15 protein-coding genes and 1 pseudogene are annotated in these 22,902 nt (G+C 51.6%); 13 read left to right on the top strand and 3 right to left on the bottom strand.

Annotated features, from left to right (window positions below; all coding sequences use genetic code 11):
* Positions 1-62: 62 nt before the first annotated feature.
* From mpl to mtgA, 7 genes are all read left to right on the top strand, one after another.
* Entirely contained in the window at positions 63-1,514 is a 1,452-nt protein-coding gene (gene mpl / locus C7W93_RS12615; RefSeq protein ID WP_108440320.1) for a UDP-N-acetylmuramate:L-alanyl-gamma-D-glutamyl-meso-diaminopimelate ligase, read from the top strand.
* An 8-nt stretch (positions 1,515-1,522) separates the two neighbouring features.
* A complete protein-coding gene (locus C7W93_RS12610; protein WP_108440319.1) occupies positions 1,523-2,116 on the top strand; it encodes a YqiA/YcfP family alpha/beta fold hydrolase in 594 nt (197 codons plus the stop codon).
* Complete coding sequence (locus tag C7W93_RS12605; protein ID WP_108440318.1) at positions 2,116-2,682, top strand: chorismate lyase; 567 nt, start codon at positions 2,116-2,118, stop codon at positions 2,680-2,682. The genes C7W93_RS12610 and C7W93_RS12605 overlap by 1 nt, the downstream gene beginning before the upstream one ends.
* 188 nt (positions 2,683-2,870) lie before the next feature.
* Complete coding sequence (locus C7W93_RS12600) at positions 2,871-4,994, top strand: ribonuclease catalytic domain-containing protein (RefSeq protein WP_108440317.1); 2,124 nt, start codon at positions 2,871-2,873, stop codon at positions 4,992-4,994.
* Positions 4,995-5,055: 61 nt separating this feature from the next.
* Positions 5,056-5,955 (top strand): energy transducer TonB, encoded by a 900-nt coding sequence (locus C7W93_RS12595; RefSeq protein WP_108440651.1) that lies wholly within the window; start codon positions 5,056-5,058, stop codon positions 5,953-5,955.
* Between the two features lie 156 nt (positions 5,956-6,111).
* On the top strand, positions 6,112-6,987 hold the full coding sequence (aroE, locus tag C7W93_RS12590; protein ID WP_108440316.1) for a shikimate dehydrogenase: 876 nt from the start codon (positions 6,112-6,114) through the stop codon (positions 6,985-6,987).
* A 17-nt stretch (positions 6,988-7,004) separates the two neighbouring features.
* Positions 7,005-7,700 (top strand): monofunctional biosynthetic peptidoglycan transglycosylase, encoded by a 696-nt coding sequence (gene mtgA / locus C7W93_RS12585; RefSeq protein ID WP_108440315.1) that lies wholly within the window; start codon positions 7,005-7,007, stop codon positions 7,698-7,700.
* Between the two features lie 140 nt (positions 7,701-7,840).
* Here the strand turns inward: mtgA and hemL are convergent, their stop codons facing one another.
* The gene (hemL, locus tag C7W93_RS12580) at positions 7,841-9,127 is read right to left on the bottom strand and encodes a glutamate-1-semialdehyde 2,1-aminomutase (protein ID WP_108440314.1); all 1,287 of its coding nucleotides are present in this window, start codon (positions 9,125-9,127) and stop codon (positions 7,841-7,843) included.
* An 82-nt stretch (positions 9,128-9,209) separates the two neighbouring features.
* Entirely contained in the window at positions 9,210-10,124 is a 915-nt protein-coding gene (locus tag C7W93_RS12575) for a hydroxymethylpyrimidine/phosphomethylpyrimidine kinase (protein WP_108440650.1), read from the bottom strand.
* Between the two features lie 113 nt (positions 10,125-10,237).
* Between C7W93_RS12575 and C7W93_RS12570 the strand changes: the two genes are divergently transcribed.
* From C7W93_RS12570 to C7W93_RS12545, 6 genes and pseudogenes are all read left to right on the top strand, one after another.
* On the top strand, positions 10,238-10,390 hold the full coding sequence (locus tag C7W93_RS12570) for a rubredoxin (protein WP_108440313.1): 153 nt from the start codon (positions 10,238-10,240) through the stop codon (positions 10,388-10,390).
* Positions 10,391-10,622: 232 nt separating this feature from the next.
* Positions 10,623-11,003 (top strand): annotated as a pseudogene (locus C7W93_RS12565) (PleD family two-component system response regulator); the annotation flags it as partial.
* Between the two features lie 150 nt (positions 11,004-11,153).
* A complete protein-coding gene (locus tag C7W93_RS12560) occupies positions 11,154-11,519 on the top strand; it encodes a PleD family two-component system response regulator (protein WP_108440312.1) in 366 nt (121 codons plus the stop codon).
* A gap of 17 nt (positions 11,520-11,536) precedes the next feature.
* A complete protein-coding gene (locus C7W93_RS12555) occupies positions 11,537-12,172 on the top strand; it encodes a chemotaxis protein CheW (RefSeq protein ID WP_201747208.1) in 636 nt (211 codons plus the stop codon).
* 88 nt (positions 12,173-12,260) lie between these two features.
* On the top strand, positions 12,261-14,750 hold the full coding sequence (locus C7W93_RS12550; RefSeq protein ID WP_225869823.1) for a methyl-accepting chemotaxis protein: 2,490 nt from the start codon (positions 12,261-12,263) through the stop codon (positions 14,748-14,750).
* Between the two features lie 269 nt (positions 14,751-15,019).
* A complete protein-coding gene (locus C7W93_RS12545) occupies positions 15,020-21,184 on the top strand; it encodes an Hpt domain-containing protein (protein WP_108440311.1) in 6,165 nt (2,054 codons plus the stop codon).
* 85 nt (positions 21,185-21,269) lie between these two features.
* Here the strand turns inward: C7W93_RS12545 and C7W93_RS12540 are convergent, their stop codons facing one another.
* On the bottom strand, positions 21,270-22,763 hold the full coding sequence (locus C7W93_RS12540) for a deoxyribodipyrimidine photo-lyase (protein WP_108440310.1): 1,494 nt from the start codon (positions 22,761-22,763) through the stop codon (positions 21,270-21,272).
* Between the last annotated feature and the right edge of the window lie 139 nt (positions 22,764-22,902).

Raw genomic sequence — 22,902 nt, 5'->3', positions numbered from 1 at the left:
GTCGTGGCTGGCTGGTCAGGTAAAATCCCCTATTCTTCTTTTACGAATGTTGACACTTTAGAATGCACATCCATATTCTTGGTATTTGCGGCACCTTTATGGGCGGTTTAGCCGTTTTGGCAAAACAGGCCGGTCATGAAGTCACTGGCTGCGATGCCAACGTCTATCCACCGATGAGCACGCAGCTAGAGGCGCAAGGAATAGCGCTGGTTCAGGGCTTCGGTGCTGAACAAATTGCGCTGGCGCCAGATTTGTTTGTGGTCGGAAACGTAGTGTCTCGTGGCAATCCGCTGATGGAAGAAATTCTCAATCGTGGCTTGCCTTATACCTCCGGCCCGCAATGGATCGGAGAACATATATTGGCCGATAAATGGGTGTTGGCGGTTGCCGGGACGCATGGCAAAACGACTACTTCAGCGATGCTGGCGTGGATTTTGGAGGATGCTGGCTACGATCCGGGCTTTCTGATTGGCGGCGTACCGATGAATTTCGGTATCTCGGCGCGTCTGTCAGGCAAGGGCGCGGACGCATCGGCCTCATCGTTCTTTGTCATTGAAGCGGATGAGTACGACACGGCGTTTTTTGATAAACGCAGCAAATTTGTCCATTACCATGCTAAAACAGCGATTCTGAACAATCTTGAATACGATCACGCCGATATTTTTCCCGATTTAGCCGCAATTGAAACCCAATTCCATCATTTGGTCCGCACCGTGCCCGGCATCGGTCGCTTGGTCGTGAATGCCCGTGAAGCCTCGTTGCAGCGGGTTTTGGCGCGTGGATGCTGGAGCGATAAAGAGTTATTCGGCATAGAAAATCAATCTGATCAGCGCGAAAGCGTCGATCAACAAGGTTGGTCTTTGACAACCCATGCTGACGGAAACTTCGATGTCAGTTTTAATGGCGTTAGCCTAGGGACCGTAGAGTGGGCGCTAACCGGTGAACATAACCGGATGAATGCTGTTGCTGCCATCGCTGCTGCGCGTCACGTCGGTGTCCCGGCTGAACAAGCCATCAAGGCGTTAGCAACGTTTGAGAACGTCAAGCGACGCATGGAGCTGCGGGGAACGGTTAATCAGATTGCCGTCTATGACGATTTTGCCCACCATCCTACCGCAATCGCCACCACCGTCGCTGGCTTGCGTAAAAAGGTTGGAGAGATCCGGATTCTGGCAGTGTTGGAGCCGCGCTCTAATACGATGAAGTTGGGCGCGATGAAGGATGCTTTGCCGGATAGCCTGATCGATGCGGATCTGGTTTTCGGCTATGGCGCACAAGGGCAGGGCAAAGAAGCGCTGGGATGGGATCTGGGCGAGGCTTTGGCACCGCTGGGCGAGAAAGCGCGGGCTTACGATGTGCTTGATCAGTTGGTGGCGGCGGTTGCGCAGGCGGCACGGCCCGGCGATCAGATATTGGTCATGAGCAATGGTGGTTTCGGCGGTGTTCATCAAAAACTGCTGGACGCGTTGGCGGCGCCCACTAATCGCGCATCCCACCTTCCTGCATCAACCTAAGTCCGATCATGATTCTTTATCTGCACGGTTTCCGTTCATCGCCATTGTCATTTAAAGCGCGTTTTCTGGCTGAGCGCTTGGAAGGCTTAGGCCAGCAGAGCGTCTACATTTGCCCTCAATTGCCGGCTTCACCACGCGCCGCCATTGCTCTGGCGCAAAACTGTATTGCGCAGATTAATCCCGCTGAGCTGACCGTTGTTGGCTCTTCCCTAGGCGGTTTTTACGCGACTTGGCTGGCAGAGCAGACCGGTTGCCGTGCAGTCCTGCTGAATCCCGCCGTGAAACCGCCACGCGACTTGGAAAAGTATATTGGCGTGCATACGCAATATCATTCCGACGCGCCGTTTGAATTCAAGCGTGCGTATATTGCTGAGTTGGAAGCGCTAACGATTGCCAGGATTACCCAGCCGCAACGCTATTTGCTGATTGCCGCCACCGGCGATGAAGTGCTCGACTGGCATGAAATGGTGGACCATTATCCACAGGCGCAGCAGGTAGTGATAGAGGGCAGCGATCATGGGATCAGCGAATTCGCGGACTACGCTGACACCGTGTTGACGTTTTGCGGCGTGGACGTTCATCCGGCTTTAAAGGATTGCTGATGGGGCGCTCGCTGACTTCTGCTAATTGGTATGCGCACGCGAATGGCGTTCATCCTTCGCCATACATGCGTGATTGGCTGACCGATCGCTCGTCGCTGACGACTAAGTTAATTGCGCATAGCGATCAGTTTCGGGTACAACGTTTGCATCAGCGGCACGCACTGTGTCTGGCGGACGAATATGCGGCGATAGGCTTGCCACGGCGGCTGCAAGTGCAAGAGCGCGATGTATTGCTGCGCTGTGACGGACGCCCGACGGTATTGGGTCATACTGTCCTGTCATTGACGGCGACGACGTCGGAGTGGCCATTTTTTGGCACGTTAGGCGAGCGCTCATTGGGCACGACGTTATTTGGCGATCCGCTGGTGGCGCGTGGACAATTACACTTTGCGCGCTTATATCAGGGGCATCCGTTGGTGCAGCGCATGTGTGAGGCGGTGGGTGTCAGCCAATTTCCCACGCCATTGTTTGCCCGACGCTCCACTTTTCGACGTAAAAGCGGTGTGATGCTAGTGACTGAAGTGTTTTTTCCCGAGATTGACGCGTTGCGAACAACGGCGCGTTAATGCTCAAAATTTAAGCGAATTGTAGCGATGCGCAAAATTTCCTCTATGCGCTACCGATATAATTGCAGTTACTTTTTTGTTAATATTTTTCTTGTTTGGCGCTATCAATACGGATTATTAAATACAAACGGTTTCAATCAGCAAAGTACCCTTCACGCCCTACTCAGCATCCATAAGTAAAGTAATCAATGAATCTATTTTTTGAAGAATCCGGCGATTTTAAAGCAGGGTCTGTTATGTCGCAGCAAGGCGAAGCGTATCAAGTCGAATTGCCTACTGGAAAACGCAGCAAGATCAAGGCGAAAGATGTGTTGTTGCAATATGCCGCACCCTCGCCACAGCAATTATTAGAAGACGCACATAAAGTTTCGCAAGACGTTGATGTCGATTTTTTGTGGGAAGTTGCCGGTCAGGAAGAATTTGGATTTGCCGAGTTGGGGGCTGAATATTTTGGACATGCGCCCATCGCTGCTGAAGCGGCCGGGTTGTTAATGTGTTTGCATTCCGCCCCGATTTATTTCTATAAAAAGGGTCGCGGTCGTTATAAAGCTGCCCCGGAAGCATCGCTGAAGGCGGCATTGGCCGGGATTGAAAAAAAACGCCAGCAAGCAGTCATACAGGCGCAATACGTTGAGCAGCTAAAAGCCAATCAGTTGCCGGAGGTGATGAAGCCGTTGGCGCTGCAATTACTCTTCAAGCCGGATAAAAATAGTATTGAATATAAAGCGTTCGACGCGGCATGCAGTGCGTTGCAAATTACACCGGCACGCCTGATGCTGGCTGTTGGCGGGTTGGCGTCACCGAAAGAGTTACATTTCTCCAAATTTTTGTTTGAGTTTTTCCCGAAAGGGGTCGGCTTTCCTGCGATTAATATCCCCGTGGTCCCAACGCTGGCAGCATTGCCGGTGGCTGATGTGCAGGCGTTTTCAATCGATGATGTGACGACGACTGAAATCGATGACGCGTTATCGGTCACGATGCTGGCGGACGGCAATGTGCGGATCGGTATTCATATCGCCGCGCCGGGTTTGGCGATCAAGCGCGACGACGCCATTGATGTCATGGCCCGTCAACGGATGTCGACCGTGTATATGCCGGGCGATAAAATCACGATGCTGCCGGATGCATTGGTTGAGGCGTTCTCGCTGGATCAGGGAAAAAATTGCCCGGCATTATCTTTATATGCCACGCTGGATCCGCAAGACTGGCGTTTGATCAGCACGGAAACTAAAGCAGAACTGGTTCCCATTTCTGCCAATCTGCGTCACAACACGCTCGATATGTTGGTGACTGAAGAAAATCTGGCTAACGGAGAGGGCGAATATCCGCATAAAGCCGATATCGCTGTTTTGTGGCAATGGATTTCGGTATTGGAGCAAGGCCGTATGGCTAAGCGTGAAAGTTTTGGATTGCGGCCAGAGCAAAATAACCGCGTCGATTTCAATTTTTACGTTGAGGACGACGTTGTTACCATCGCGCGCCGCAAGCGCGGCGCACCGCTCGACAAGATCGTCGCAGAGCTGATGATTTTCGCTAATAGCACTTGGGGAAAACTCATGGCCGACCACGGCGTGCCGGGGATTTATCGGGCGCAAGGCGGCGGCAGCGGTGGCTGGGCGACGAAAATGCAAGTCCGGATGGTGACGCACGCTGCGCCCCATCAGGGTTTGGGCGTTGATCAATATGCGTGGAGCACCTCGCCGTTGCGTCGTTATACCGATCTGGTGAATCAGTGGCAGATTCTGGCATGCGTGGAAGGCGGTGTTGCCGCGCCGCTGGTCGCGCCGTTTAAACCGCGTGACGCAGATTTATTCGCGATTGTGTCTTCTTTTGATTCTGTTTATGCCGGGTATGGCGATTTTCAGTCGACGATGGAACGCTATTGGTGCTTGCGCTGGCTGGCGCAGGAACAGGCAAAACATGTCGAGGCAGTGGTGTTAAAAGATGAGATTCTGCGTCTGGTCGATATTCCGCTGGTCATCAAATTACCGGGCATGCAGCCAGTTGCGCGGGGCGCATCGGTCAAACTTGATTTGCTGCGTTGGGACGAAATCGATTTAAGTCTGGAAGTACGGTTGCTGGAGGTATTGACGCCGTCCGGTTCTGTGACCGAAGATGATCAGATGGATGCGTTGGAAGATGACGAAACCACGCAAGAACTGGATGCCGCAATGGACTTGCCGCATGACCCGCCGGAACTGCCAGAGGCAGGTTCTGACCCTGCTCATCCTGATGTGTCGGATGCGGATGAAGACCTGGATAGTGCGCCGCGCCGCGATGCAGATGGCGCTTCCGCTGCTGTGAATTTATAAACCGACGTATAGGCGCTGACATAAACTGAACTCCCTACTCGAACGACTTCCCTTGCTGCGCGTGAAATCCATTTCTAAGAACCGGCTTTTATATAGCGCCCTCGCCATTTCGTTGGTGGTGCATGGCGCATTGCTTGCCGTTCGGTTTACGACGCCAGCCGCGGTCAAATTAAAACCGACCGATCCCGGACTGGAAGTCATTCTGGTGAATGCCAAACACCAGAATGCACCGTTAAAAGCCGAAGCACTGGCGCAAGTCAATCTGGACGGTGGCGGGAATGCCGACGCTGGACGGGCCAAATCGCCTTTGCCTGACATGCATCGGTCTGAGGACGGCGATAACGTGAGCACTGCCCAGCAGCGGATTGAGGAATTAGAAAAAAAACAGCAGCAAATGCTGGCGCAGATGCAAAAAGCTGCGGCATTTTCAGTGCCAGAGCCGACGCCGCAGGATAAGGTGATCGATGCGGTGCAGCGGCAAGACGGCACCGATGCGATGCCGGACGCCAAGGCGTTGCGCCGTCAGGAAGCCGAAATTGCGAAAAGTATCGAGGATTACAACAAGCGCCCCAAGAAAACCCAGATTACGCCTAGTACGCAGGGTGTGGAATATGCGATGTATTACAAGACCTTCGCGGATCGGGTTGAACGTGTTGGTACGCTGAATTTCCCCAAAAAAAATGGCGCAAAGTTATATGGAAAATTAGTCGTTTCGGTGCCGATTTTTCAGGATGGCACTATTTATAGGAAAGACGGCGGTCTACAGATTGAGCGCAGTTCGCAGATTCCCGGTCTCGATGCAGCTGCGTTGAGAATCATCGAAAGCGCCGCACCTTTTAGTCGATTTCCCCATAATATGCGGCACGGTGCGCCGGATGAAGTATGGGAAGTTATCGTGACGCTAGACTTCTCTCGCGAGGGGCAAGTTGCAGCGGAATTGCGAAGTGGTAATTATAATTAATAGTGGTAGATACGTAATATTAGATACGCGCATATTCAATAAGTAATAATATCGGGTTTGCCGATTTTTGCTGCGGGCAATCAGGGAGATAGTCTTCAGCGACGGTAAAACACGGATGGTCGACGTTTCAAAAAAATAACATCAAAAAACTCATTTATGTCTGTTCTTATATCTACTCCGATGGCCGACTCTGTATTGGAAACTGATTGCTACGTCGTTATTGGCAATCCAATCGGGCACAGCAAGTCCCCTGACATTCATGCGCGTTTCGCTGCCGATACCGCCCAAAATATCGACTATCGACATTTGCTGGCGCCGTTAAATGGCTTCGCCGAGGCCGTGCAGGAATTTATTCAGCAAGGCGGAAAAGGTGCCAATGTCACGGTGCCATTCAAATTGGAGGCCTATGCTTTGGCAACGACGCTAACGCCGCGCGCGGAGGCGGCGGGTGCGGTTAACACACTCAGTTTTGCGAATGGACAAATCCACGGCGACAACACCGATGGCATTGGTTTAGTGACGGATATTGTGCGAAATGCAGGTTTTGAGATCGCCGGAAAGCGTGTTTTGCTGTTGGGCGCAGGCGGTGCGGCGCGCGGTGTTTTATTGCCGTTGATGCAGGCCAACCCAGCACAACTTGTTTTAGCGAATCGGACAGTTACGAACGCGCAAGCCTTGGTGCAGCAATTTTCCCAAAAATTCCCTAACGAAGGCGAGATTGTTGTTAGCAGCTTTACCGATGTTGCCAGCATTAATGACCAATTTGACCTCATCATTAACGCGACGTCGGCCAGTCTGCAAGCCGATGTCCCCACCGTTGCCGCCAGTATTTTTGGCCCACAGACCCTGGCTTACGACATGATGTATGGCAAACAGCCGACTGTTTTCATGCAATTTGCCAGTGCGCAAGGGGCGATGGTACGTGATGGATTAGGGATGTTGGTCGAACAGGCAGCGGAGGCCTTTTTTGTCTGGCGCGGTGTACGCCCGCAAACCGACGCTACGTTTTCTGCGTTGCGCGCCCAGCTTTAAGTTGCCTGGAAATGCATATGAAGTCTTTCGGTAAATTGATCTGGCGCGTGCTTCTGATTGTTGTCGTAGCAATCGTTGCTCTCCAACTGTATTTTTTCGTCCAGATTTGGTGGTGGGTTGATCACAATCCCAGTTCCACCAGTTTTATGCGGCATCAACTATCGATTTTGCGGGAAACCGATCCAAATATTCAATTGCAATATATCTGGGTGCCGTATAACCGCATTTCGGGCAATTTGAAGCGCGCCATTATCGCTTCTGAAGATGCTAATTTTTCGGAGCATGAAGGTGTTGATTGGGATGCGTTGGAAAAAGCCTACGAACGCAATGCAAAAAAGGGCAAGGTGATGGTTGGCGGCTCGACAATTACGCAGCAACTGGCGAAGAATTTGTTTTTATCCGGTGAGCGTAGTTATATCCGCAAAGGTCAGGAACTGGTCATCACTTATATGTTGGAATACTTGATGGATAAAGAGCGGATTTACGAAATTTATCTGAACGTGGTGGAGTGGGGCAGCGGTGTCTATGGGGCCGAAGCGGCATCGCGGCACTATTACAAGATTTCAGCCGCGAATCTCGGCGCTAGTCAGGCTGCACGTCTGGCGGTGATGCTGCCGCGCCCACGCTTTTATGACAAAAATCGGGGATCAGCTTATTTGTCGAAACGTACCGGATTGATTTTGCGACGTATGGGATCGGCGGAATTGCCATAGATTTGGCTTGAAAAACGTAAAAACGGCGGTAAAGCACTGAGCTTTACCGCCGTTTTTCATTTTTGAATCAACGTATTTATATCGACGCATTCTTGTGATGGCCGCAGCCATCTCAACGAAATGCGCCGCATCGTCCTGGTTTAGCGGGACAACTGCGCAAACGCGCCACGCGCCGCCGTGATAGTCGCCTCAATTACCGCATCATCATGCTGCGCAGAAACAAAGCCTGCTTCAAATGCCGATGGCGCTAAATACACGCCTGCGTCTAGCATCGCGTGGAAAAACCGGTTGAATTGGGCTTTGTCGATGGACATCATCTCGGCAAAAGTAGTTGGCACTTCTTTTGAGAAATACAGACCAAACATACCGCCGATGGCATCGGCGCAGAAAACTACACCAGCATCTGCCGCAGCTTGGGTCAGGCCTTGCGTCAACTTGAGCGTCTGGGCGCTGAGATGTTGATAGAAGCCCGGCTCCTGGATTAACTTCAATGTTGTCAGGCCAGCCGCAACCGCTACCGGATTTCCCGACAGCGTACCTGCCTGATAGACGCCACCAAGCGGGGCCATATGTTGCATCAAATCCGCCCGACCGCCGAATGCTGCAACCGGCAAACCGCCGCCAATAACCTTGCCCAGCGCGGTAATATCCGGCTGAATCTGATACAGGTCTTGCGCACCGCCCAAAGCAACGCGAAAGCCGCACATGACCTCATCAAAAATCAGGATAGCGCCGTGTTTGGTACATAAATTGCGCATCGCCTGCAAGAATTCTGGCGTAGCGCGAATCAAATTCATGTTGCCAGCCACCGGTTCGACGATCACGCAGGCAATTTGGTCGCCCATGTCTTGAAAGGCTTCTTCTAGTTGCGCGACGTTGTTGTAGTCAAGGACTAGCGTGTGTTTGACGAAATCCGCAGGGACGCCGGAAGACGTCGGATTACCAAAGGTCAGCAAGCCGCTGCCCGCTTTGACCAACAACGAATCGGCGTGGCCGTGATAGCAGCCTTCAAATTTGACAATTTTGTCGCGACCAGTTGCGCCACGTGCCAGACGCAATGCGCTCATGGTGGCTTCGGTGCCGCTAGAGACCAGACGGACTTGCTCAATCGAGGGCACCAGCTTGCAAATCTCTTCAGCGATCAGAATTTCGCCTTCGGTCGGCGCACCGAAGCTCAGACCGCGTGCGGCAGCATCTTGTACGGCTTTGACAACGGTCGGATGAGCGTGACCAACGATGGCGGGACCCCATGAGCCGATGTAGTCGATATAGCGGCGCTCGTCGGCATCCCAGAAATAAGGGCCTTCAGCGCGGGTAATAAAGCGTGGCGTGCCGCCGACTGAGCGGAAAGCCCGCACTGGCGAATTGACGCCACCTGGCGTGGTTAATTGCGCTCGTGCGAACAGGGTATCGTTATTGGAAGTCATGTTGGTATGCATCAATTAAATTAAGGGGGCGACCGGCGTGTCAGCGGAAAAGCCGACGCCTACGCGATAAAAGCAGGAAATTTCATGGCGGCGATGCTGGCTTTTCATCACCTTTGAGGTCTGCACCGTCTGCTTTGTCAGTATCGTCTTTGTCGGCAGCGTCTGTGTCAGAAAGCCCGTCCAGAACATCCTCACGCGCCCAGAAAAAACGGTCCGGGACCAATTTCCCCATACCCAATCGTTGTCCGGCCATCAATGATGCGAGAGTGAACTCCTGCGCTTCCGAGACGGCCTCGGGCACATCCAGCCCATTCGCCAGCATCGCGGCGATAGCGGCAGAAAGGGTGGTCCCGGCGCCGCTAAACGAACCGGAGACGCGTGGCCAGCTATCCTGGCGCAAAATACCCGTGTCATTGAACAGGGTATTGCTGACTTCCGCCGCAGTGCCGGGCGTGCCGGTGATGAACAGATATTCGCAACCCAGTTCGATCAGATGCATGGCATCGACGGTGGACAGGTCTTCTGAGGACGGTTCGCGCCAGGTCTCAGCCATTCGGGATAGCTCGACCGCTGACAGCACGACGACGGTACTTTGTGGGATTAACAACTCACGCATCGCGGTCAGTAAATCTTCGCTATCTTGCCCCTGATCGGGCATGGCAGAAAGGAAAGGGTCGAGAATTAAGGGGATATCAGGATAGTCCGAGACGATTTCTGCTATCACCGAGACGCTTTCGATACTGCCGACAGCGCCCACTTTGAAAGCAGCCACAGGCATATCTTCCAGCAATACGCGGGCTTGGTCAGCAACCCAATCCGCGTCAATTTGCTGGGTATCTTCGATACGCGCAGTGTCTCCTATCAAAATGGAGGTAATGACTGATAAGCCATGGCAACCCATGGATGAGAATGTGGCAAGATCTGCCTGAATTCCGGCTGCGCCAACAGGATCAGCAACACCGAATGTCAATATAAGAGGAGAAGTTTGGTTTTGCACGGCGGTTAGATTAAGATATCCGACTTTGCATTTTACTTGATTGAAGGGTCGTCGCCGTGAGCAATACCACCGAAACATCGAACGAAACATCAAAACCAGCATATAAAACCTGGATGTGCCTGATCTGCGGCTGGATTTACGACGAAGAGCAAGGTTTACCGGAAGAAGGAATTGCCGCAGGGACCCTTTGGGATGATGTGCCGATGAACTGGACTTGTCCGGAATGTGGCGCGCGGAAGGAAGATTTCGAAATGGTGGCAATTTAACGCGCTGAAATCGGTGTGCCTTTGCATATCTAGTGAATTACTTAAACTTGCCAAATAACGGTGGTTTTTGCTGAGAGCTAGCCCCCTGCGTATTGTCAATATGATTAGTTTTGTGCGGCGTCTGAAGCTTAAAAACCGCAGCCAGTTTAGCGCTGCAAAGAAATGTTGTTCTAAAGTATCTTGAACTTTGTTACAGTGATTCTGTAAATTAAATTCGGCTTGGACAAAACTCATGACACTAGCACTCGGCGCCACCAGCCTGAAGGTTATGGTGATTGACGACAGCAGCACTATCCGCAGGTCGGCAGAAATTTTTTTGAGTCAGGCTGGCTATCAGGTCATTCTTGCCGAAGATGGCTTTGATGCGTTGGCTAAAATTAACGACCATCATCCAGCAGTGATTTTTTGCGATATTTTGATGCCAAGGCTGGATGGTTACCAGACTTGTGCGCTCATTAAGAAGAGCGCCAGATTTCATTCCACACCGGTCATCATGCTGTCATCTAAAGATGGTTTATTTGATCGCGCCAGAGGCGCAATGGTAGGGTCCGACGAATATCTGACCAAGCCGTTCACCAAAGATAGTCTGCTAAAGACTGTACACCAGCATACTCAACCCAATCCGAACGCCAGCGTGGCAATGACCGCAACGGTTGCAGTAATTCCAGCGACCGGGGTTGCCGCGCCATCAGGAATATCTGTAGATATCGTCGATATCCCGGTATTGGTATCTACTCACACGTAATTGAAGTAAAGGTTGAACATGGCCATACAAAAGGTTCTCGTTGTAGACGACTCTCCCACTGAGCGTTATTTTTTGACAGATATTTTGGTAAAGAGCGGTTATAGCGTTTCCACTTCTGAGAGCGGCGATGGCGTTATTAGCAAGATTAAAGCCGATAAGCCAGACTTGATCCTGATGGATATTGTGATGCCCGGCCAGAACGGTTTTCAGGTGACACGCTCGATTTCGCGTGATCCGGAATTGCAAGACATCCCTATTATTATTTGCAGCAGCAAAGGCTTGGAAACAGACCGCATCTGGGGTTTGCGTCAAGGCGCGCGTGATTATCTGGTTAAACCGATTAATCCGCAGGAGCTGCTGGCAAAAATCGCTGCACTCGGCTAACTCCAAATTGTATCCACATGAGTCAATCAAACTCTGACCTTCAACTAAAGCGGTCGGCATTTTTACCGACCCGCGGCGCAGATGGTGAAACAAGCGCCGAGGCACGCCGTAATCGTTTGCGCGAATTCCAATCGCATTTACTGGAACGGATGCAAGCCGCGCGCAGCGGTGCAGACACGCACAATAATCAATTAGGTTTATTGGTCGGAGAAGAGCGTTTGCTGCTTAGCCTGCAAGAGGCGGGCGAAATTGTCGCAGTCGACAGCATTACGCAAGTCCCGCTGACGCAGGATTGGTATCTCGGACTGACAAATATTCGCGGCACACTTATCAGCGTCGTTGATTTTGCGTGTTTCCAAGGTCACCCAATGACAGTGATTGATAAGGACGCGCGGATCATTTCATTTTCTACCACCTTGGCATTCAACAGCGCGTTGCTCGTCAGGCGCGTACTTGGTCTGCGTAATGTCGATGAGATGACATTGCAGTCAGTGCCGCGAATGATTGGGCGTGACATTCTGAATGATCACGAAGCGGCCGCGTTAGCCGAAACAAGTCCCGCAAGGTATATGGATAGCGAGTCCCAGTTGTGGACCGAACTCAAGCTGACTCAGCTTATACGCGACCCTCGATTTTTACATGTGGGCATATGAATTCAATGATCAGAAGGCCATTTGATTGACGTCAGAAATCGGGTGTTGATATGTGGTCGCATCGAATTGGCAATCAGGAGATTTTGTAATGGCTTTTAAACTACCGTTCCTGTTCAAGACGGCGAAAGAAGAGAAAATCGAAGGTGGCGCGTTTTTTGGTGAAGACGCAATAGCAACCGGAACAACGGGGCCAGCCGCATCAGTCTTGGTAAATGCATTGGGTCAGCACGACTTCATTGCAAACGACGCGCAAGATACGATGCTGATAGAACGTATGCCTGCCGAAGCAACTTTGCAATCAGCCGACGTATCAACGCCGTTTGCAGCATTAGCAGCGAGTGCGGTAAGACCTGCCGCAGCGACTGCATCCACATCAATATTTGGCACAACACCGGCTGCCGCAGCGACGGCTGGCGCAGCAACGGCTGCCGCAGCGATCTCCGACCAATTTAGTACACCAACAGAATCAGGCGCTTCGTATCAGGACAAGCCTCTGCCGCTAATTGGAAAATTACCGCCCCAACAGCAAGTCCGCACCTTGTTGATCGTGTTGGGCGCAGGGCTGGTAATGACAATCGTCTTTTTATACCTCAGTACCAAAAATGCCACGTTGAGTGCGACTCAGACCCAAATTGCAGGGGATGCGTTGATGCATTCTCAGCGGATAGGGAAGGCGACACCGAATGCTATCCAGGGTAATCCTATAGCATTTAAACAATTGGCCGACAGCCGAAAAGAATTCAATCAGGATCTTCTTTTGTTAGCCAGAGGGGGAAATTACAAAGGTAATGATATCCCCGCGCCTAACTCGGGAATGATCTCTGCAGTGGCAGATGTGCAGAAGGTCTGGTCGAATACCGATAAGGCTGCAGATACTATTTTAAAGTTGCAAAAAGCATTGTCCGGTTTCGGACAGACTTTGCAAAAGCTGAACAGCATTTCCCCTGTATTACTCGATTTATCCGAACAGATCGCCACACTGAAATCCGAAAGTGGCGCTACTCCGCGTGAAATTTCTGCCTCTTCACAATTGGTGATGCTGACCCAGCGTCTGGGCCGCAGTGCAAATGAATTCCTGACTTCTGAAGGGGTAAATCCAGAAACCGCATTCTTGCTTGGCAAGGACACCAATACCTTCCGCGACATCGTTAGTGGATTTTTGGATGGCAGCGACATATTGCGGCTACCTGCGGCAAAAAATGAAGAAGAGCGGCAAAAGTTAACCGAGTTGCAAAAGAGTTTTGGCGAATATCAAATAGCCGTCGCAGGGATTCTGGGCAACATGCAAAATTTCGTATCAGCCAAGCAATCCGAGCAATTAATCTTTACCGAGAACGAAACCTTAAAGCAACGCCTGAGTACCTTGCAGGAAAGCTATCGTGCAGCGCAGGACGAGCAAAGCATTTCCTTCTGGTTGATGCTGGCATCTGCATTGACGGCGCTGTTGGCTGCTACCGGAATTGCCTGGGTGCAGTTGCAGGATGGTCGGCGTAGAACGCAGGAAGCCGATTTGCGTCGGGTGGAAGCCGAGGGCCAGCGTTTGCAGGCGATCAAGCAAGAAGTGGATGCCAGTAACGTCAACGATCAGAATCAGGCAGCGATTTTGCGTTTGATGAATGAGTTGCAAGAGGTCGCTGATGGCGACTTGACAGTGCAGGCGACGGTGTCAGAAGACATTACCGGCGCGATTGCCGATTCGGTGAATTACACGGTAGAAGAGTTGCGCGGATTGGTGGGACGCGTTACCGCGACTGCGCAGCAAGTGACGGCAGCATCCGATCAGGCCCAAAGTGTGTCGATTGAATTGCTTCAAGCGTCGCAAAAGCAATCTCGTGAGATCAAGGAAACCACGCAAGCCGTATTGGAAATGGCAACGCAGATCACCGACGTTTCCAAGTCGGCCAGTGCCTCGGCGGATGTAGCGCGTCAATCGGTTAGCGCCGCGGAAGAGGGCGCTAAGGCGGTGGAAAATGCGATCGTTGGTATGAACGAAATCCGTGAGCAAATACAGGAAACCTCCAAGCGCATCAAGCGGTTGGGTGAATCCTCGCAAGAAATTGGCGAAATCACCGAATTGATTTCCGATATTACCGAACAGACTAACGTGCTGGCGTTGAATGCTGCGATTCAGGCGGCGTCGGCTGGTGAAGCGGGGCGCGGATTTTCGGTGGTGGCAGAGGAAGTTCAGCGTCTGGCGGAACGTTCTGGTGCGGCGACCAAGCAGATTGGTGCGTTGGTACGAACGATTCAGACCGATACGCACGATGCTGTCGTGGCGATGGAAAAATCTACGCAGGGTGTGGTTGAGGGAGCAAAGCTGTCAGATGCTGCTGGCGCTGCATTGTCGGATATTCGTCGCGTGTCGAACCGTTTGGCTGAGTTGATTCAAAATATTTCGTTGGCGACCGAACAGCAGGCAAATTCGGCGAACGGTGTGGCGACGAATATTCAGAACATTCTTTCGGTGACGGAAAAAACACGAGAAGGAACAAGCCAGACTGCTGTGTCGATTCGTGAGTTATCCAAACTCGCGGAAGATCTGAAAAGTTCTGTATCGCGTTTTCGGGTCACTAATTAGTAGACCTCCGCTATAGGGCCGCTGACTGGGTTATCAAACGGCTAAACGTCGTTTATTGCCATAGTTTGTTATTGAACGTATTTCGCCAGACTTGATTTAAATGAGTGGATGAGTATCAGCTAGTAGCGGTTGAGAAAATGCGATTCATTTTATGTATGTTGAAGAAGATCCGGCCGTGTTAATCGGGCCGTATCGCCAGGGCCTGTCAAATGGGCTAAACCTGAGCGGACAGTGCCCGATTGATGACCCGTTGAACCGATGAGGCAGTCATGACCACCGATTTTCCAAGCCAGTCCGCAGTTGTCGCGGCGCAGCTCGATACCGGCCCATTATCTTGGGTAATGAACGAAATTCGCGAAGCGCTCGGGCAGTCCATCAGCGCTTTGCAGTACCTCACAAAGCCAGATGCAACGCCAGATACTAAGCCAAAGTTGCTTACTTCTCATTCTGGGAATTCGGCTGCCTTTCCATACGATCGCACTACCGCTTTGCATTACGCGAAAACGTATCTGCACCAAGCCCACGGCGCATTGCAGATGGTGGACATTAATGGCGTCACGATCATTACCGAAACCGTGGAAGATTTGCTTGAGCGTGCGCTTGCGGAGCAAGCTTTGGGTCGTACGGCGGTAACGACTGCGCACGTCCAAAGCATTCAAAATGCTTATCAGGCGCTCATCGAATATCTGGAAGACCTTTTATCAGGCGGCGCGCATCAGCCAGTCAAATTATTTCCTTATTACAAAGCCCTGCTAGAAATTCGCGGTGCCGACAGAGTGCATCCAGCGGATCTGTTTTTTCCCGATCTCACGATACGTCCGCAATTTGCAGAAGCCGCCACGTCTGGCAGCGCGGGGTTTGATCATGTGATTGATTATCTGTCGCTGCGTAAGCGTTTCGAGATGGCGTTGTTGCCATTTTTAAAAAGCGCCGATACCGCAGTGGAGTTAGCCAATGCCACCAGCATGTGTGCCGTAATTGCCGAGGTCGTGCAGTTACAGCATAACCAGCAAGCGCGGGCATTTTGGTGGGTTATGCAAGGCTTCGCCGATGGTGTGGCGCACGCGCAAGTGCCAAATGAATTGTATGTAAAACAGCTGTTTGCGCGTATCAATTTACAGTTACGTCGTTTGAGTCAGGGATCGTCGAGTACCTCCGAGCGGCTACTACGCGATGCCTTATTTTTCGTTGCCGGAATACAAAAGCCGTCGGCCCTCAACGCGCAGATTCGTAGCATTTATCGTCTGGATGGTGTGGTGCCCGCAGACTTTCAGACACGCCTGTATGAGCAGGTCAATTTTGATGCCCTGCGTGATGCGAAAGAACATGTTGCCCGCGCTAAAAATAGTTGGGATCGGCTAGCCGCAGGCGATGCCAGCGCGGCGGACGAGTTTGAGCAGGAAATGCTCAGCTTAAGCAGTGCCGGTTGCCAATTAAATGCTCCATCCTTATCCAAGCTACTGCGAGAGCTCAGCGGCATAGCGCGGCATGCCGCCCATTCCAGACCGGGCGAGCCGATAGGTCTGGAGATTGCTACCAGTTTGTTATTTGTCGAAAATACACTGACACAAATCAACCGTCTGCCAGCGAATTTTTCTGAGCACGCGGATGCAATAACTGTGCATTTGCTGTCGGTGATGTCGGGTGAAACTCCGTCAGCGCCTGCACGTTGGTTAGACGATATTTACCGCGCTGCGCAACAGAAAAAAGTTGTCAGAGCGTTGGCTGGGGAAATATTAACCAGTCTGCGTCACGTAGAAAATTTGTTAGACGTGTATTTCGGTGCGCCAGAAAAGCGCGATGTGCTGCCGCAGATCGATCACGTCCTGCATCAGATTCAAGGCGCGCTGGCGATACAAGAAGAGCCTGAGGCTTTAGCTGTCGTCACGCATACCCGCGCCACGCTACAACAGTTTTTGGATGCGCCGGATGCACCGACGCCGGGGCAACAGGAATTTGAACGGATTGCGCAAAACATTGGGGCATTGAGTTTCTATGTAGAGACCATGCATCATCAACCCGATGGATCGAATGCACCCAGTATTCACTTGAATTTCGACGCACAGCGCGGTGTTTATCGTGTCGATCTGCTAGACCGGCGGCATAAGGCAGCGACGCTGCCTTATGCGCCGATTGTCATGTCCGCCATACCTGAGTTGTCGCATCCCGATCTGTCGATTTCTGTGACGCCCGCGACGATGGCACTTGCGCCGTCCGCGCAGGACAATATCCTCAACGAAAATTCTGGTGATAACCTCGCCGCAGCTTCAAATATTGCGTCATTACCATTATTGTCGTTACCCGATTTGCCGACAGTAGAAGAGGAATTGTTACAGCGTCAGCAGCGCGCAATTGAGTTGATTCTGTTGCTGATGGAAGAGCCACAGAATCCAATCTTGCTGACTCAGCTCCAGCAATCGTTGACGCAGATGCGGGTCGATGCGGCCTTGAGCGATGATCACGCCGCGACCGAGCGCGCGCAAGCTGCGTTAAATATGCTGAATGATGCGAACACTGCTCTTTCGCAACAATCTTTGAGCGACCTTCTTGCAACCCTTCAGCCACGTCATCTTGTTGAAAATGCGTCGAATAATAGTTTGTCGATACCAGCGCAAGTAACCGAAGAAGAGGCTGATGCAGAGCTGTTGGAAATTTTCTTATCCGAGGCGGAAGAAGTCTTAACCAGCGTTCGTCTTACTATCCCTAAAGCCCGTCTCGCGCCCCTTCATCAGGAACATTTGGTGGTATTGCGGCGTGCCTTTCATACGTTGAAGGGTAGCAGCCGGATGATCGGCATGAATGCATTTGGCGATGCCGCCTGGAGCATTGAGCAGGTGTTGAACAGTTGGCTGACGGAGAATAAAGAAGGTACGCCAGCTTTGTACGCGCTGCTGGACCAAGCCTTTGTATTTCTGGACGACTGGATAAAGGAAATCTACCTTAAGGGAGATTCACCACGCACCGCGCAGATACTGTCTGAGTGCGCACAAAAAATGCGCGATGGCGAGCTGGTTCCAGCGGTTGAGTCGGCTACCGATTTTATTGAAGCGACTGATGTAGCTGAGCAAATCGCTGACTTGCCGCCATTACCAACTCAGGCAGAAGAAATTGCAGTATCAGATGTTGAGATGGTGCTTTTTTCAGCGTTGCCAGATGTACCAACGTTGACGGATATTGATGATTTTTCTCAGCATGAATATGAATATCGGGATGCGCAGGACGAGGATATTGAGATTGCCGTCACGGTGCCAAAGTTGACGGGAATCGATCCTTCCGCAGCCATTATCAGTTTTCCCGGCTTGCCCGAATTGCGGCAGGACGACAGTATTAAAAAAATTGGCGACTTGTCCATTAGTCTGCCGTTGTACAACATTTATTTATCTGAAACCGACCAGTTAGTTCGTTTGTTATCGCAAGATTTTTCCGAGTGGCGGCATGAGCCAGAGCGGCCGGTAGCCGTCCACGCGATGCACGCGGCGCATTCGCTGGCTGGAAGTTCTGCGACGGTTGGCTTTAAGCCATTACGCGATGTCGCACACGCGCTAGAAATGGTTTTGCAGCGGATGGCGATGCAGCTAACGCCAGTGCGAGCGCAAGAGTTCGACATAATCGATGAGGCGGTCTCTCGTGCCAAGTGGATGTTGCAGCAGTTTGCACAAAGCGATATGCCTTATTACGAACCGGCATTGGTCAGCACGTTGGATAGTTTACGACACGGGCAGGAAGTGCGCTTTGCTGCTTTCGATCCCGATTCCGATAAAAATTTGGCCCTCGAAGATTTATCGCACATACCGCCGAATCCGTCTGACGTTAGCCTGCTCAACGGATCTGTTGGCGATGCAGCCATTGGATTGACGGTTGATTCGCAGCAATCAGAAGAACAGGCAGAAGATACTGTTCACGTCACGTCGGTTGTTACGTCTATAGCGCCGATTTTATCGGAGGATGCACCGCAAAGCGCGATGGTTATCGGGCTCCCGACTATAGCGGTGACATCGCAAGCGTATGAAGCTGCGCCGATAGAATTCGATCCGGCGCTGGCGTTGCGCGATGAGATTGATGTTGATTTATTGCCGATATTTTTGGAGGAGGGGCGCGACATTCTGCCTCAAATCGAAAGTGGGCTACGTAGTTGGAAACAGTCGGCAAGTATCATCAATGTTAATAGCGTTAATGATCAATCGGTTGCGCCAATTCCGGTAGAAACCGCACAAGCCATTTTGCGACATTTGCATACTATCAAAGGCAGTGCGCGCATGGCCGGAGCAATGGTACTCGGCCAGCATATGCATGAAATGGAAAGCCATATCGCGGCCACGTTATATAGTGCGACGCCATCGCCGCATATGATCGATGAGTTATTGGCGCATTACGATTACGGCGTGCAGATGTTCGAGAATCTAGAGCACCCGCAACCGCATTCCGCAGCGTCAGTCAATCAGTCAATCGCAATGACGTCATCTTCAGTCGTCGTTCCTATAAGTGCAACGGGAACTGCACCAGTGTTGGCCGCCACATCCAATGTTGCCGCTGTGGCGCAAGTGCGGGTTAACGCAGAAGTGCTGGATCGGCTGGTAAATCAAGCCGGTGAAGTGGCGATTGTCCGCTCGCGACTGGAATCTGGCGTCGGTACATTGCAGCAATCATTGCTGGAGTTAACCGAAAACGTTGACCGTTTGCGCGGGCAGTTGCGCGAGATCGAAATACAGGCAGAAACGCAGATGTCATCCCGTATGACACTGGCTGGCGAGCGAGAATTTGATCCGCTTGAGTTTGATCGCTTCACGCGTTTACAAGAACTAACGCGGATGATGGCAGAGAGCGTTAATGATGTTTCTACGCTACAAAAAACGCTGACCAAAACGGTCGATGATGCTAATACCGACCTCGTCACACAAGGACGGTTGACGCGCGATTTGCAACGGGATTTGATGCACGTGCGAATGGTCCCGTTTGCGAGTGTTGCCGAGCGCTTATATCGTCTGACGCGCCAGGTATCGAAGGAGATGGATAAACGGGTCAATCTGGATATTCGCGGAAGTACGGTTGAGATTGATCGAAGCGTTCTGGAAAAGATGGTCGGACCATTCGAACATTTATTGCGTAATGCGATCGTGCACGGGATTGAAAGTCGTGAGGGGCGGCGTGCCGCTGGCAAAAGCGATATTGGTGAATTGAAGATCGAAATTCGTCAGAACGGTAATGAAGTATTGATCCAGTTATCTGACGATGGGCAAGGTTTGAATCTGCCCGAAATTCGCGGTAAAGCTAAATCGATCGGCCTATTACATCCCCATCAGGAACTCTCTGATGTAGAGACCACCGATTTGATTTTTAGACCGGGCTTTACCACCGTGACAGAAATTACCAAACTTGCCGGTCGGGGCGTGGGCATGGATGTCGTGCGCTCGGAAGCCGCAGCGCTTGGCGGCCGAGTTGCCGTCACCAGTGAGGCTGGTAAAGGCACGCATTTCACCATTCACCTGCCGCTGACGCTTGCTGTGACCCAAGTCGTCATTTTCTCTACTGGCGGGAATACTTACGCCGTGCCGTCGGCGCTGGTTGAGCAAGTGCTGCAGTTGAAAGCGACCTTATTGGCAAGCGCCTACAACGACGGATCGGTGTTATGGCAAGAGCAAAGAGTGCCGTTGCATTATTTGTCGACATTATTAGGCAAGCATCATGTCGCCCCGGTAACGCAGCAATACACGCCGATCATCATTTTGCGCAGTGGCAATGATCGTGTAGCGATTCACGTCGATGAAATTATTGGGAACCGCGAAGTGGTTGTTAAAAATATCGGCCCACAGTTATCCCGTTTGATCGGCATCGTGGGCGCAACGGTATTGGGTTCGGGTGAGGTTGTATTGATTTTGAACCCGGTTCCGTTGGCGCAACGGTATATGCAGGAGATGCGCTTACCGCAGACTGCACCGATCATGCAGAATGCAAATGCAGTTGAAATTGAGCATGTGCTGCCAGTTGGTGCGGTTGCCGATAATCCTGGAGCTGAAAAGACATTTGAACCGGTGCCGGGATTACGCACCCAAAAAATTGTCATGGTGGTCGATGATTCATTGACCGTGCGACGTGTCACTCAGCGTTTGTTATCGCGTGAAGGTTATCAGGTCGTGCTGGCGAAAGATGGTATCGATGCGCTGCAACAGCTGCAGGCTATTACGCCCGACTTGATGCTGGTGGATATCGAAATGCCGAGGATGGATGGCTTCGATTTGACACGCAATATTCGCAACGATGAGCGTACCCGTGACATCCCCATCATTATGATTACGTCGCGGACGGCAGCCAAACATCGGACGTATGCAATGGAATTGGGCGTGAACGACTATCTTGGCAAGCCTTATCAGGAAGACGTGCTGTTAGGAATGATAGGGACGTTTATACGCAAAGAAGTGGCGCTATCTGTACCTTGATAAAGGGATAGGTCTTCGGGCGGGGCTTTTAGGTTAGGCCTTTTTACAGGCCTAACTGTTATTTATAGTTAGGCCATTGACTAAATTATTGCTCAATCGTTACTTTTTTCACTACAGCGTAGCGCGCCAGTGTTAACTTGCGCGCTTCATCGTGTTGCACCAACGGCCTTGGATAGTCGACATCTAACTTGATGCCTGCGCTCTGTAATTCGATCGGCGTAGCCAGCCACGGCGCGTGGATCGCTTTGTTGCTCAGGCCACTTAATTGCGGCAGATAGCGCCGGATAAATTTTCCTTCGCTATCGAATTTTTCTGATTGGGTAATCGGATTAAAGATGCGGAAGTAGGGTTGGGCATCGCAACCTGATGAAGCCGCCCATTGCCAGCCGCCATTGTTGGCGGATAAATCAAAGTCGTTAAGCTGCGCCGCAAAATAAGCCTCGCCCCAGCGCCAGTCGATACCAAGGTCTTTGATTAAAAACGATGCAACGACCATCCGCAGGCGGTTATGCATATAACCGGTTTGGTTGATTTGGAGCATAGCAGCGTCTACCAACGGATAACCGGTGCGGCCGTCGCACCAGGCCTGAAAAACCTGTTCCGCGTGTGCGCCGCTTTCCCAGGCAATCGCGTCGTAATCCGGTTTGAATGCGCGTTGCGCCACGTGAGGATGGTGATGCAAAATCATGAAATAAAAATCGCGCCATATCAGTTCAGATAACCATACTGCTGCGCCAGTTCCTTCTGTGCCCTGACGCATCGTTTGATAAGCTTGACGTGCCATCGTCCGGATTGAAATTGTGCCGAAACGTAAATGCACTGAAAGATAAGACGGCCCTTTCACGGCAGGAAAGTTGCGCGTCTCTTCGTAATCACCGATTCTGGGCATGAAATCTTCCAGCAATTGTTCCGCTCCGGAAATACCTGTAGGGATTTTTAGTGCGCTCAGATTGGTCGGTTCAAAGCCCAGCGTTGACAATGTCGGTATCGCGGTTACATGCGGCGGCGGGAGGGTTGCTAACCGCTCTGCGTAAGGCGTGATGGGATACGGTTTTAAGAAAAACTCACCGTCTGCCGCAGCCAGCCGTCTCATCCAGGCATTTTTATAGGGCGTAAACACCGAAAAAGGCTTCGCAGATAGCGATAAGACCTCATCTATTTCAAAAATAACCTGATCTTTATAGCTATGCCAGCCACAGCCATGCCCCGCCAAAGCGTTTGTCACAGCGAGATCGCGGGCGACAGCTTGCGGTTCGTAGTCGCGATTGGCGAACACGGCATCGACGCCTAATTGCGCCGCCAAGGCGGGAATTTCTGTCATTGCCGCGCCGTGCCGCACGATCAGGCCGCCGCCCAGCTTTTGCAGCTCTGCGTCTAATTCCAGAATGCTGGCGTGAATAAATTCAATGCGGCGGTCCGCTTTTAATCCTGCGTTCTGCAACGGTTCCAAAATATCGGTGTCAAACACGAACACGCAAAATACGGCACGGCTAGCCTTCAGCGCATGATGCAATGCGGCATGATCGAATACGCGCAGGTCGCGACGAAACCAGACGAGAGACTTGTCAAATTGAGGCATATTAGCGTAGACCTAAAAAATGAAGAGACTGGTAAGTAAGTCGGCATAACTGTTTATGCATCGCTGGCCCTTCTTGCCATACAGTCGCGCTGTCTGCGTCGGGGTGTTTGGTTTAAACAGTTATGTGGCTTTACTTGAG

The sequence above is a fragment of the Glaciimonas sp. PCH181 genome (assembly GCF_003056055.1).
Taxonomy (GTDB): Bacteria; Pseudomonadota; Gammaproteobacteria; order Burkholderiales; family Burkholderiaceae_D; genus Glaciimonas.
This window is presented reverse-complemented; position numbering and strand designations above follow the sequence as displayed.

Excerpts from the sequence above, each read along its gene's own strand:
- mpl (WP_108440320.1), top strand. The coding sequence starts at position 63 with ATGCACATCCATATTCTTGGTATTTGCGGCACCTTTATGGGCGGTTTA.
- C7W93_RS12610 (WP_108440319.1), top strand. The coding sequence starts at position 1,523 with ATGATTCTTTATCTGCACGGTTTCCGTTCATCGCCATTGTCATTTAAA.
- C7W93_RS12605 (WP_108440318.1), top strand. The coding sequence starts at position 2,116 with ATGGGGCGCTCGCTGACTTCTGCTAATTGGTATGCGCACGCGAATGGC.
- C7W93_RS12600 (WP_108440317.1), top strand. The coding sequence starts at position 2,871 with ATGAATCTATTTTTTGAAGAATCCGGCGATTTTAAAGCAGGGTCTGTT.
- aroE (WP_108440316.1), top strand. The coding sequence starts at position 6,112 with ATGTCTGTTCTTATATCTACTCCGATGGCCGACTCTGTATTGGAAACT.
- mtgA (WP_108440315.1), top strand. The coding sequence starts at position 7,005 with ATGAAGTCTTTCGGTAAATTGATCTGGCGCGTGCTTCTGATTGTTGTC.
- hemL (WP_108440314.1), bottom strand. The coding sequence starts at position 9,127 with ATGACTTCCAATAACGATACCCTGTTCGCACGAGCGCAATTAACCACG.
- C7W93_RS12570 (WP_108440313.1), top strand. The coding sequence starts at position 10,238 with ATGTGCCTGATCTGCGGCTGGATTTACGACGAAGAGCAAGGTTTACCG.
- C7W93_RS12560 (WP_108440312.1), top strand. The coding sequence starts at position 11,154 with ATGGCCATACAAAAGGTTCTCGTTGTAGACGACTCTCCCACTGAGCGT.
- C7W93_RS12555 (WP_201747208.1), top strand. The coding sequence starts at position 11,537 with ATGAGTCAATCAAACTCTGACCTTCAACTAAAGCGGTCGGCATTTTTA.
- C7W93_RS12550 (WP_225869823.1), top strand. The coding sequence starts at position 12,261 with ATGGCTTTTAAACTACCGTTCCTGTTCAAGACGGCGAAAGAAGAGAAA.
- C7W93_RS12545 (WP_108440311.1), top strand. The coding sequence starts at position 15,020 with ATGACCACCGATTTTCCAAGCCAGTCCGCAGTTGTCGCGGCGCAGCTC.
- C7W93_RS12540 (WP_108440310.1), bottom strand. The coding sequence starts at position 22,763 with ATGCCTCAATTTGACAAGTCTCTCGTCTGGTTTCGTCGCGACCTGCGC.